This is a genomic window from Lysobacter sp. P5_B12 (assembly GCF_056400425.1).
On the sequence record NZ_JBFULG010000002.1, the window covers coordinates 443,904 to 455,545 of the forward strand.

Annotated in this window: 10 protein-coding genes; 3 read left to right on the forward strand and 7 right to left on the reverse strand. The window is 67.0% G+C overall.

The features are described from left to right. Positions 1–167: 167 nt before the first annotated feature. Genes AC1DOM_RS05550 through AC1DOM_RS05560 form a run of 3 tightly spaced genes read right to left on the reverse strand, consistent with a single transcriptional unit; the run spans position 168 to position 5,279 of the window. The gene (locus AC1DOM_RS05550) at positions 168–1,064 is read right to left on the reverse strand and encodes a TrmH family RNA methyltransferase (protein WP_498961026.1); all 897 of its coding nucleotides are present in this window, start codon (positions 1,062–1,064) and stop codon (positions 168–170) included. After that, complete coding sequence (locus AC1DOM_RS05555; RefSeq protein ID WP_498961028.1) at positions 1,061–4,201, reverse strand: efflux RND transporter permease subunit; 3,141 nt, start codon at positions 4,199–4,201, stop codon at positions 1,061–1,063. Before AC1DOM_RS05555 ends, AC1DOM_RS05550 begins: the two co-directional genes overlap by 4 nt. Position 4,202: 1 nt before the next feature. Beyond that, positions 4,203–5,279: an efflux RND transporter periplasmic adaptor subunit gene (locus AC1DOM_RS05560; protein WP_498961030.1), complete on the reverse strand. Its 1,077-nt coding sequence runs from the start codon at positions 5,277–5,279 to the stop codon at positions 4,203–4,205. A 219-nt stretch (positions 5,280–5,498) separates the two neighbouring features. On the opposite strand from AC1DOM_RS05560, the gene cysK reads away from it, so the two are divergent. Continuing rightward, positions 5,499–6,452, forward strand: coding sequence for a cysteine synthase A (gene cysK / locus AC1DOM_RS05565; RefSeq protein WP_498961292.1), 954 nt, complete (start codon positions 5,499–5,501; stop codon positions 6,450–6,452). Between the two features lie 14 nt (positions 6,453–6,466). Here cysK and AC1DOM_RS05570 read toward each other — a convergent pair whose 3' ends face one another. After that, positions 6,467–7,009, reverse strand: coding sequence for a hypothetical protein (locus AC1DOM_RS05570; RefSeq protein ID WP_498961032.1), 543 nt, complete (start codon positions 7,007–7,009; stop codon positions 6,467–6,469). Between the two features lie 179 nt (positions 7,010–7,188). Here AC1DOM_RS05570 and AC1DOM_RS05575 point away from each other — a divergent pair, with 179 nt between their 5' ends. Together AC1DOM_RS05575 and AC1DOM_RS05580 are read left to right on the forward strand one after the other, a co-directional pair. Further along, a complete protein-coding gene (locus AC1DOM_RS05575) occupies positions 7,189–7,707 on the forward strand; it encodes an O-acetyl-ADP-ribose deacetylase (protein ID WP_498961034.1) in 519 nt (172 codons plus the stop codon). After that, positions 7,704–8,333, forward strand: coding sequence for a DUF6498-containing protein (locus AC1DOM_RS05580; protein WP_498961036.1), 630 nt, complete (start codon positions 7,704–7,706; stop codon positions 8,331–8,333). Before AC1DOM_RS05575 ends, AC1DOM_RS05580 begins: the two co-directional genes overlap by 4 nt. Positions 8,334–8,378: 45 nt before the next feature. Here the strand turns inward: AC1DOM_RS05580 and AC1DOM_RS05585 are convergent, their stop codons facing one another. From AC1DOM_RS05585 to pyk, 3 genes are all read right to left on the reverse strand, one after another. Beyond that, positions 8,379–9,392, reverse strand: coding sequence for a class I fructose-bisphosphate aldolase (locus tag AC1DOM_RS05585; RefSeq protein ID WP_498961038.1), 1,014 nt, complete (start codon positions 9,390–9,392; stop codon positions 8,379–8,381). Between the two features lie 80 nt (positions 9,393–9,472). After that, on the reverse strand, positions 9,473–10,039 hold the full coding sequence (locus tag AC1DOM_RS05590; RefSeq protein WP_498961041.1) for an energy transducer TonB: 567 nt from the start codon (positions 10,037–10,039) through the stop codon (positions 9,473–9,475). A gap of 120 nt (positions 10,040–10,159) precedes the next feature. Next, positions 10,160–11,632: a pyruvate kinase gene (gene pyk, locus AC1DOM_RS05595; protein ID WP_498961042.1), complete on the reverse strand. Its 1,473-nt coding sequence runs from the start codon at positions 11,630–11,632 to the stop codon at positions 10,160–10,162. Positions 11,633–11,642 lie beyond the last annotated feature (10 nt).

The following is an 11,642-nucleotide window of genomic DNA, read 5'->3' on the forward strand; positions in this document are numbered from 1 at the left end:
CATCTGCAAAGCTTGCTTTGCAGCCCCCAACGACTGCCCCAGCGAAAGCCCTCTGATCGAAGCGACCCGCAAGGTAATGCCCCAGCGTGGGGAGTTTCAAATTTTTTTCCCAAAAAAATTTGGAACTTCACACGTTCGGGCGGCGCGCCAATGATGGAGTCGCGCTCTTAGCGTCTCCGAATCCACTCAGCAAGCAACACCGCAGTCGCAGCCGCAACATTCAAGCTCTCGACCTTGCCACTCCCAGGAATCGACACGCGCAAGTCGCACAACGCAGCGAGCGCACTCGACATCCCCTCCCCCTCCGCACCCAGCACATAAACTACGCGCTCGGGAATCGGCGCCTCGAACAACGGCAACCCATCGCGCACCACAGTGGCGACCAGCGAGAACCCCGCCCCCCGCAACTGCGACAGCGAATTGTCCTCGCGCCCCAGCCGCACGAACGGCACCACCTCCGCGCCCCCCTCGGCCACACGCGCCGCCGCACCCGACAACGACAACGTCGAATGCTTCGGCAACAAAATCGCCGACACACCGAAATGCGCCGCCGAACGCAGGATCGCGCCGACGTTGTGCGGATTGCCCACGCCATCCAGCCACAACGCACACACCGGCCCCGCCGGCAAATGCTGCAGCCACGTCGTCAACGTCGCCTGCGGCTCGCGCAACAGATCCGCGACGACACCCTCGTGATGCTCGCTGCCCGTCAGGCGACGCAGATCCTCGTCGTCCTCGACCACCCGATACCCGATGCGATGCGCGACGCACCAACGCAACATTGGCTGCAACTGCGGAATGCGCGCATTCACCAGGTACAACTTGCGCAACGACTCCGGCCGCCGATGGAACGCGGCCTTCACCGCGTTCACCCCGTACAACCGCAACTCGGTGTCGCGATGCTCGCGCGCATGCTGATGCCCTTCCGACGGCACCTCTTCGCGATGCACCGGCGGCTGCGGTTCGCGCGTCTCGCGCGGCGCACGCACCTCGCGTTGCGGACGCGCCTCCTGCGGCGGCCGCTTCGGACCACGCGATTTCCAAGGGGATTCCCGCTCGCTCACGAAGCCTCCTCGACCGGATGCGTGTCGCCCACCGGGCGCACGGTGGCTTCCAGTTCCTTCAACTCGTGCGCCACGGCTTCGGGCGAACGGGTGTAGGGCGCGAGCAGCGCATAGAACGCCGGCACGACGAACAAGGACAGCAGCGTCGAGAAGCCGACGCCGAAGATCACCACGATGCCGATCGTCGCACGACTCGCCGAACCCGGGCCGCCCGCGACGACCAACGGCACCGCACCGACCATCGTCGCGATCGAGGTCATCAGGATCGGGCGCAGGCGCACGCCGGCGGACTCGACGATCGCCTGGTGCACGTTGCGGCCTTCGTCGCGCAACTGGTTGGCGAACTCGACGATCAGGATGCCGTTCTTCGCCGCCAGGCCCACGAGCATCACGATGCCGATCTGGCTGAAGAGATTGAGCGTGCCGCCCGTGATCCACAGGCCGATCAGTGCGCCGAGCACGCCGAGCGGCACCGTCAACATGATCACGAAGGGATGGATGAAGCTTTCGAACTGCGCCGCGAGCACCAGGTACACGACCAGCAACGCGAGCGCGAAGGTGAGCAATACCGCGCCGCCCGCCTGCTGGTATTCGCGCGACTCGCCCTTCCAGTCGATCTGCGCCTGCTCGGGCAATTCCTGCGCGACGGCCTGGTTGAGCCAGGGGATCGCGTCGCCCATGCGATAGCCGGGGGCCAGGCCCATGCTGATGGTTACTGCGCGCAGGCGGTTGAAGCGATTGAGCGATCCGGCTTCGGCGACGTCCTGCAAGGTCACCAGGTTCGACAAGGGGATCAACGCACCATCGCGCGCACGCACCTGGATCGCGGCGAGATCGGCGGGCGTCGCGCGGCCGGTCTTGTTCGCCTGCACGACGACGTCGTATTCCTCGCCGCCGCGCACGAAGGTCGTGACGCGTCGCGAACCCATCATCGTTTCCAGCGCATGGCCGATCGATTCGACGCTCACGCCCAGATCCGACGCACGCTGGCGATCGATCTGCACGCGCATCTGCGGCCGCGTTTCCTTGTAGTCGCTGTCGGCGCCGACGAGACCGGGGTTGCTCTCGATGCGTTCGAGGAGGCGATCGCGCCACTTCGCCAGTTCCGCGTAATCCGGGCCGCCCAGAACGATTTGCACTGGCTGCCCGCGCGTGCGCACCAGGCCGCCGGCGACCTGCGTGGAGATCTTCATCCCCGGCATCTTGTCGAGCTTCTTCTTGAGCTCCTGCGCGACGTCCTGCGTGTTCTCGGTGCGCTGCGCCCAATCCTTCAGGAACACGCTGAAGCGCGCGGTGTGCATTTCTTCGCTGGCACCGAAACCGCCGGGCACGCGCGCGTTCGCGCGTTCGATCGGGCCGTGGCCGATTTCCGGCGCGATGATCTTCTCGGCCTGCTTCACCTGCTGCACGGTGTAGTCGTAGCCCGCGCCTTCGGGCCCGGTGAGCGAGACGTTGAAGCTGCCGCGGTCTTCCGGCGGCGCGAGTTCGGACGGCACGAACTTGAACAGCACGAAGCTCACCGCCAGCGCCACGAGCATCACCAGGCCGAACATCAGCGGCCGCTCGACGCTGCCTTCGAGGAAGCGCTTGTAGCGAGCGGTCACCCAGTCCAGGCGCTTGTTCACCCAGCGATGGACCGGGTTGCCCTTCTCCTCCGAATGCGGGCGCACGAGCTTGGACGACAGCATTGGCGTGAGCGTCAGCGCGACGAACGCCGACAGCGCGACCGCACCGGCGAGCGCGACGGACAACTCGCGGAACAAGCGCCCCGTGTTGCCTTCCATGAAGCCGATCGGCAGGAACACCGCGACCAGCACGGCGGTCGTCGCGATCACCGCGAAGGCCACTTGGCGCGTGCCGCGCGCCGCCGCAACGAGCTTCGGTTCGCCGAGGTCCGCGCGGCGCTGGATGTTTTCCAGCACGACGATCGCATCGTCGACGACCAGGCCGATACACAACACCAACGCGAGCAGCGTCAGCAGGTTGATCGAATAGCCGAACAGATACAGCGGCAGGAAGGCGGCGATCAGACACACCGGCACCGTCACCGCGGGGATCAGCGCGGCGCGCACGCTGCCCAGGAAGATCCAGATGACGATCAGCACCAGCACCACCGCTTCGATCAGCGTGTGGTAGACGCGTTCGACCGCGGCGTCGATGAAGGTGGTCGTGTCGAAGGCGACGAAGATCTTCGTGCCCTGCGGGAGCGAGGGCGCGATGCGTTCGGCTTCCGCGCGCACGGCGCGCGCCACGTCCAGTGCGTTCGCCGTCGAGGTGCGCGCGACGCCCAGGCCGATGTTGTTTTCGCCGTTGGAGTGGTAGTACGCGCGGCGCTCGGCGGAAGCGAGTTCGACCTTCGCGACATCGCCCAGGCGCACGACGTAGCCATCCGGGCCCTTGCCGAGCGGGATCTGCGCGAAGTCTTCCGGCTTCTGGTAATCGCGGGCCACGCGCAGCGTGAAGTCGCGCTCGGCCGATTCGATGCGGCCGGCCGGCAGTTCGACGTTCTCTTCCTTCAGCGCGTTCTCGACATCCTCCACGGTCAGCGCACGCGCGGCGAGCGCGTCGCGGTCGAGCCACACGCGCATCGCGTAACGCTGCTGGCCGCCGATGCGGACGGCGGCGACGCCATCGATGCTCGACAGGCGGTCGACCACGTAACGCTCGGCGTAGTCCGACAACTGGAGCGAATCCATCGACGTCGAGCTCATGTTGAGCCAGATGATGGGATCCGAATCGCTTTCGACCTTGCTCACCTGCGGCGGATCGGCTTCTTCCGGCAGGCGGTTGAGCACGCGGCTCACCGCGCCGCGCACGTCGTTGGCCGCGCCTTCGATGTCGCGCGACAGCGTGAATTCGATGGTGACCGACGAGCGCCCGTTGACGCTGCTCGACGAAATGGTCTCGACGCCTTCGATGCCCGACAGCGCGTCTTCCAGGATCTGCGTGACGCGCGTTTCGACCACCTGCGCCGAAGCGCCGGTGTAGTTCACTTCGACCGAGACCACGGGCGGGTCGATGGCGGGCAGTTCGCGCAGCGTCAGGCGCGTGAACGCCATGACGCCCAGCACGATGAGCAACAGGCTGATGACGGTCGCGAAGACCGGGCGCTTGATCGAGAGATCGGACAGGCGCATGTCAGCCCTTCGCCGCCGGTGCCGCTGCCGTGTCGGCGATCTTCGCGCCGGGGCGCAGTTTGCCGGTGCCGTCGACGACGATGCGGTCGCCGGCGCGCACGCCCTTCAGGATTTCGGCCTGGCCGTCGGTGCGCGTGCCGATCTGCACGTCGACCTGCTCGACGCTGCCATCGGATTTGACGCGATACACGAACGTGCGATCGCCCACCTGCACCACGCAGATCTCCGGCAACAGCAGCGCGGTGCGTTGCGCGCGTTGCAGTTCGACGTTCACCAACATACCGGGACGCAGCTTGCGTTCGTCGTTCGGGAAATCGGCGCGCACCGTCACCGAACGCGTCGCCGGATCAATGCGCGCTTCCACCGTCGTCACCGTGCCGACCAGGCGCGCATCGGGATACGCTGCCGTGCGACCGAACACGTGTTGGCCGGTGGCCAGTTGCGCGAGCGCGGCTTCGGGCACCGGGAAGTCGACGTACATGTGCGAGAGATCGTCGAGCGTGGCGATGGCAGTACCGGGCGTGATCAGTGCGCCGGGGCTGACCTGGCGAATGCCGAGCACGCCGGAAAACGGGGCGCGGATCGAGCGGTCGCCCAGCTGCGCGCGCATCTGGTTCACCTGCGCCTGCGCCTGGTCGCGCGTGGCGCGTTGCGTGTCCAGTTGCGAGGTGGCGATGAGTTGCTGCCGTGCGAGTTCCTGCTGGCGCGCATACATCTGCTGCGATTCCTTCGCCGCGGCTTCGGCCTGCGCGAGCGCGGCTTGCTGCTGCTGCCCGCTGAGCGTGACGAGCACGGCGCCCTTGGCGACTTCATCGCCGCTGTCGAAATGCACGGCCTGCACGATCTCGCTCACCTTCGCGGTGACGGTGATCGAATCGCGCGCACGCGCCGTGCCGATAGCGACGATCGAGTCGGCGAAGGACCTGGGCTGCAACACCGTGGTGGTGACGATGACGGGCGCGTTGGCGGCGTCCTTGCCGCGGTTGGAAGCGGCGGCTTCGTCCTTGCCGCAGGCGGACAAACCGGCCGCGAGCGCGAGCAGGGCGATGAGCGGGAGGGAGCGAGGAAAATGCTTCATTCGCGAATTCTAGGCCGTCCGGTGCGAGGGTTCGGTTACCGCGGGCACGAAAAGTGCGTGCTCTCCCGCGAACCTGCCGGGAACGGCTGCGAGGGCCCGGGGTTGACCCCGAACCACCCCGGATGTTCCATGACCAATGACAGTGGCGCGCCGCGTTCGAGCGTCCTGCGGCGCGGCAACTTCGCGTTCTCCTCTCCATCCCCCACGAGACTTGAGACCATGCGCTACGACAGCATCCTGGACACCATCGGCCGCACCCCGGTCGTCCGCCTCAACCACATCGCACCGAAGCACGTCACGCTGTACGCGAAGGTCGAGTCGTTCAACCCGGGCGGCTCGGTCAAGGATCGGCTCGCGATCGCGATCATCCTGGATGCCGAAGCGAAGGGCTTGCTCAAGCCCGGCGATACGGTGATCGAAGCGACCTCGGGCAACACAGGTGTCGCGCTGGCGATGGTGTGCGCCGCGCGCGGTTACAAGTTCGTCGCGGTGATGGCCGATTCGTTTTCGATCGAGCGCCGCAAGCTGATGCGCGCGTATGGCGCGAAGGTGATCCTGACGCCCGCCGCCGAACGCGGCAGCGGCATGGTGCGTCGCGCGGACGAACTGGCGAAGCAACATGGTTGGTTCCTCGCGCGCCAGTTCACCAACCCGGCGAACCCTGCGTATCACCGCCAGACCACCGCCGCGGAAATCCTGCGCGACTTCGCCGGCGATCGCCTGGATCATTTCGTCACCGGTTGGGGCACGGGCGGCACGCTCACCGGCGTCGGCGAAGTGCTGCGCGTGGCGCGTCCCGAAGTGAAGATCACGACATGCGAGCCGGCGGGCGCGGCCTTGTTGCAAGGCGCGGAATTCGTGCCGCACAAGATCCAGGGATGGACGCCGGACTTCGTGCCCGAAGTGCTCAATCGCGAGGTCGCCGGTTCGCTGATGAAGATCGATGAGATCCTCGCGCGCGATGTCGCGCGGCGGCTGGCGCAGGAAGAAGGCTTGTTCGTCGGGCTATCGGCGGGCGGCACGGTGGCCGGCGCGCTGGAAGTGGCCAAGTCCGCGAAGGACGGCGAGGTGATCCTGGCGATGCTGCCCGATACGGGCGAACGCTACTTCTCGACGATCCTGTTCGAAGGCGTCAACGAAGGTTCGGACGACGATTGGCTGGCGGGACTCTGAGGACCCGCCCGACGTCAGGCGACGAAGGTCCCGCCCTCGGCGGCATGCGGATCCACGCGCCCGTGGCAGATCGCCATGACGCGCTTGCGCATGCGGCGCGGGTTGTCGAAGGACTGGATGGCCAGCGCGGCCATGCTCATCGCGACGGTGAAGTTGGCCAGCGCGGTTTCGCCGTTGGCGGCGAGCATGCTCGGCGTCAGCGCGGCGGCGACGGTGAGTGCGACGGAGACGATCACGTACTTGCGGATCGCCGACCATGCGCTCTGGTCGACACCCTTGCCGTGGAAACCGCGGCGGTAGGGCAGGCCCATGACCTTCGCGAGCGAATCGGCCAGGCGGATTTCGTACAACGTCCCCGCGCCCTTGATGATGAAGCCGAGCAGCGTGGCGCTGAAGCCCGCCAGCGGCACCCACGACGGCAAACCCATGCCCTTGGGCAGCGTGACGCACACGCAGGCGAGCACGAACAGGACCAGGCCGAGGCGGTGGAAGCGTGCGGCGACATCGACCTTGGATTGCAGACGGTCGACGTTGAGGAATGTAATGGGCGACTTCATGGAGAGACTGACGTGTTCGACGCGCGAGCGGTTGCAGGGGCGAGGTTCGCAGCGGGGCCGGCGCGTCGCCGGGCGGCGCGTCACAACTCTGGAATTCCCCACGAGGCGCGCATTCCACCACGATTTCACGCCATCCTCATGAATGCGCTGATAGCGGCCGTTGTGCCCGGGATTCCCGCATGAAGATCGAAGTCCTGGAAGGCGACATCACCGCCCTGCCCGTCGACGCCATCGTGAATGCGGCGAACCACGCGCTGCTGGGCGGCGGCGGGGTCGACGGGGCGATCCACCGCGCCGCAGGCCCCGGCTTGCGCGAGGAATGCGAGGCCCTGCCCGCCTACATCGCCGGCATGCGGTGCCCGACCGGCGAGGCGCGCATCACCCACGGGCACGACCTGCCCGCGAAATTCGTGATCCACACGGTCGGTCCGGTCTGGCGCGGCGGCCGTGGCGGGGAGCCCGCCCAACTGGCGGCCTGCTACAACGCATCGCTCGCGCTGGCGGCCGATTACGACGTCGAATCCATCGCGTTCCCGGCGATCAGCTGCGGCGTGTTCGGCTATCCGGTCGAACTCGCGGTGCCGATCGCGGTGCGCACCGTGCGTGCGTGGACGGGCGCGAAACCGTCGCGCGTGGTGTTCTCGTGCTTCGACCCCGGCATGGCCGCGCGCTACCGCGCGATGCTCGCGCTCGCATGAGTCCGTCCACGCGCTCGTTGTTGTTCGCCAACGCCGGCACGCTGGTGGCTGCCCTGCTGTTGCAGTGGCCCGCGGGCTGGTTGCTGTGGCCGTACTGGATCCAGAGCGTGGTGATCGGCTGGTTCGCGCGCAAGCGCATGCTGGGCCTGTATCGCTTCAGCACCGACGGGTTCACCTCCAACGACCAACCCGTGCCCGAGAACGCGCAAGGCAAGCGATCGACGGCGAACTTCTTCACCCTGCACTACGGGTTCTTCCACCTGTGCTACCTGATCTTCCTGTGCGCAGAGCATCCGCTGACCGCGGGTTGGGATCTGCTGGTGCTCGGTGCGTGCGCGGCGTCGTTCGTGTTGTCGCAGCGGCAGACCTACGCGGTGCAGCACGACGCCGACCTGCGCGGCAGGCCGAACCTCGGCACGCTGATGTTCACCCCTTACCTGCGCGTGCTGCCGATGCACCTGGCGATCCTGCTGGGCGCGGCGCTCGGCGGTGGCGCGGGGTTGCTGGTGTTGTTCACCGTGTTGAAGACGGCGAGTGACGTGGGGATGGATGCGGTGGATCGGCGGTTGGCGGAGAAGCACGCCGATCGCGTCGAAGCGGACGAAACGGCGGCTTCGCCGCCGTGACCCCACCCCGTCCCTCCCCTGCGGAGCAGGGGAGGGAGACGGGCGTTACGCCGCTTTCTGCTTCCACTGGCCCAGCGCGGCCAGGCCGTTGTCGCGGGCGCGGGCGTAGACGGTTTCCTGCGCCTTGCGCACGTTGTTGACCAGGTCCTGCGACCAGATCTTCAGCGCGGCGGACTGCATCGCGCGGCCGTAGGAGAACGACAGCGGCCACGGATTCGGGCCCATGCGGTTCATCGCGTCCAGGTGCGCGGTGGCCGCTTCGTCGCTCTGGCCGCCGGAGAGGAACACGATGCCCGGGAGGATCGCCGGCACGGCGGTCTTCAGGCACATCAGGGTGTTCTCGGCGACGTCTTCGACGCTCACCTTCTCGCCGCTGTCCTTGCCCGGCACGATCATCGAGGCCTTGAGGATGGTGCCTTCGAGCATGACGTTCTGGTTGTAAAGCGCGTCGAACAGCGAACGCAGCGTCACTTCGGTGACTTCGTAGCACGTCTGGATGTCGTGGTCGCCGTCCATGAGGACTTCCGGCTCGACCATCGGCACGATGCCCTGCTCCTGGCACAGCGCGGCGTAGCGCGCGAGCGCGTGGGCGTTGGCTTCGATGCAGGTGCCCGAGGGGATGTCGTCGCCGATGTTGATCACCGCGCGCCACTTGGCGAAGCGGGCGCCGAGCTTGTAGTACTCCTCCAGGCGCGCGCGCAGGCCGTCGAGGCCTTCGGTGACCACTTCGCCCTGGAAGCCGGCGAGCGGGAAGGTGCCCTTGTCGACCTTGATGCCCGGGATGATCCCGTTGTCCACCATGACCTGGGTGAAGGGCACGCCGGCCTTGGTCGACTGGCGCAGGGTTTCGTCGTACAGGATCGCGCCGGAGATGTAGTCGCCGAGCTTCGGCGTGGTCAGCAGCATCTCGCGGTAGGCGCGACGGTTTTCCTCGGAGTTCTCGATGCCCACGCCGGCGAAACGCTTGGCGATGGTGGCATTGGATTCGTCGATCGCGATGATGCCCTTGCCTGCGGCGACCATGGCCTGGGCGGTTTCGGCAAGCTGTTCGATGCTCATTGGCGTCCTGACGGCGTTGGGGAAAGGCGGAATTATACCGCCCCTCCCCCGTGACGCCGCCGCCGACGCGGCCCGGAGGCTTACGGGCGCATGCCCGCCACGTCGTTCTGGTAGCCGCGGGTTTGCAGGTCGAGATCGTCGAGCACGTCGCCCGTCGCGGTGCGGTGGTCGCGCGAGGCCTTCAATTCGCGCAGGCGCGCGACCAGGTTGGGGACGGCGCATTTCGAACGCTGGGCCGCCGCCACGCCCGGGCCGTTGCCGAAAACGAAGGTCGCCACCGTGTAGACGGGCTTGGCCTGCGCGACTTCGGGCCGCGGTTGGAAGCGCCATTGCTTGAGCGCATCGGCCGCCGATTCGGCGAACGCCGACCAGTAGCCTGCCTCGGGTTCACTGCTGCCGGCGCTGGTCCAGCCTTTCAACAGCGCGAAGTCCGAGGTCGTTCCGTCGGGTTTGAGCAGATAACCCACGCCGATGCACACCGTGTCGTGTCGGTGCGCGAATTGCGGGGGATATTGCGGGACCGCCAGCGGAACCCCGGGCGCCAGCATCCAGTGGTCCCGGATGCCGCCTTCGTTCGTCACTTCGATCTTGTCCAGCGCACTCGCGGGCCCCGCGAGGGCGAGCATGAACAGGACTGCCAATCGCACCTTGCACATCGTCGATCTCCCTGCGGAGTCTCCGTGTGTCCGGAATAGCACCGGCGGTTGCGGCGGGCAACGACCGCTTGTCGGGAACCGGCTGGAGCCATTGCCCCGGAGGATTGCCGTTCAGAGATCGCCGAGGCCTTCGGCGCCGCCGTCGGGCCCGACCTTGAGGATGCGCAGCGTGTTGGTCGCGCCGTGGTGTTCCATGTGGTCGCCGCTGGTGAACATGACGCGGTCGCCCACATCCAGGTGGCCCTGGTCGTACAGCAGCTTGAGCGCCTTGCGCGCCGCGTCGCGCGAGGCCAGGCCGCGACTGTCGAATTCGACCGGGAACACGTCGCGCATCATCGTCATGCGGCGCCGTGCGCGAACGAAGCGCGACAGCCCGTAGACCGGCGCGGGCGAACGGAAGCGCGAGAGGAAACGCGCGGTGCCGCCCGATTCTGTCATCGCGATGATCGCGCGCACGCCGATGTGTTCGGAGAGGAACATCGCCGCCATCGCGATCGCCTGGTCGACGCGCTCCAGGTTGCGCGGCGCCTTTTCGAAATCCGTGTCCATCTCGAACTGGCGCTCGGCACCCAGGCAGATGCGCGACATCGCTTCGACGGCACGCAGCGGATACGCGCCCGCCGCGGTTTCCTGCGAAAGCATCACCACGTCGGTGCCATCGATGACGGCGTTGGCGACGTCGAGCACTTCGGCGCGCGTCGGAATCGGGCTTTCGACCATCGACTGCAACATCTGCGTCGCCGTGATCACGACCTTGTTGCGCGCCAGCGATTCACGAATGATCTTCTTCTGCAGGCCCGGCAATTCGGCGTCGCCGATTTCCACGCCGAGATCGCCGCGCGCCACCATCACCACGTCGCTGGCATCGACGATTTCGCCCAGGTTTTCGATCGCTTCGGCGCGTTCGACTTTCGCGACCAGCGCGGCATCGCTGCCGTGGCTGCGTGCGATGGACCGTGCTTCTTCCATGTCGGCCGCGTTGCGGCAGAAGGAAACGGCGATGAAGTCGGCTTCGATCTGCGCGGCCACGCCGATGAGTTCGCGGTCGCGATCGGTGAGTGCGCCCAGCGACAAGCCGCCGCCAAGGCGGTTGAGGCCCTTGCGATCGGACAGCGCGCCATCGTTGAGGATCGTCGTTCGGATGCGATCGCCCTGAATGCTGTCCACGCGCAGTTGCAGCAGGCCATCGTCGAGCAAAAGGGTGTCGCCCGCGTGCACGTCGTTCACCAGGCCGAGATAACTGATGCCGACTTCGCGCGCGGTGCCGGGCGGCGCATCGGCGCGCGCGACCAAGTCGAAGGGCTCGCCGGCCTTGAGCTGCACGCGGCCTTCGGCGAAGCGCTCGATGCGCAGCTTGGGTCCCGGCAGATCCGCGAGCAGGCCGACTTCGACGCCGACGCGCTGCGCGGCCTCGCGCACGGACTTCGCACGCGCCACCTGGCTGGAAGGATCGCCGTGCGAGAAGTTCAGGCGGACCACGTCGACGCCGGCCTTCAGCAGTGCGTCGAGGACGCCCGGCGGATCGGTGGCCGGGCCGAGGGTGGCGAGGATGCGGGTGCGGCGACGTTGTGTACTCTGGGTCATACCGTGTTTC

Coding starts and splice junctions, on each gene's coding strand:
- AC1DOM_RS05570 (WP_498961032.1), bottom strand. CDS start 7,009: ATGAAGTCGCCCATTACATTCCTCAACGTCGACCGTCTGCAATCCAAG.
- AC1DOM_RS05580 (WP_498961036.1), top strand. CDS start 7,704: ATGAGTCCGTCCACGCGCTCGTTGTTGTTCGCCAACGCCGGCACGCTG.
- cysK (WP_498961292.1), top strand. CDS start 5,499: ATGCGCTACGACAGCATCCTGGACACCATCGGCCGCACCCCGGTCGTC.
- AC1DOM_RS05575 (WP_498961034.1), top strand. CDS start 7,189: ATGAAGATCGAAGTCCTGGAAGGCGACATCACCGCCCTGCCCGTCGAC.
- AC1DOM_RS05555 (WP_498961028.1), bottom strand. CDS start 4,201: ATGCGCCTGTCCGATCTCTCGATCAAGCGCCCGGTCTTCGCGACCGTC.
- AC1DOM_RS05560 (WP_498961030.1), bottom strand. CDS start 5,279: ATGAAGCATTTTCCTCGCTCCCTCCCGCTCATCGCCCTGCTCGCGCTC.
- AC1DOM_RS05585 (WP_498961038.1), bottom strand. CDS start 9,392: ATGAGCATCGAACAGCTTGCCGAAACCGCCCAGGCCATGGTCGCCGCA.
- pyk (WP_498961042.1), bottom strand. CDS start 11,632: ATGACCCAGAGTACACAACGTCGCCGCACCCGCATCCTCGCCACCCTC.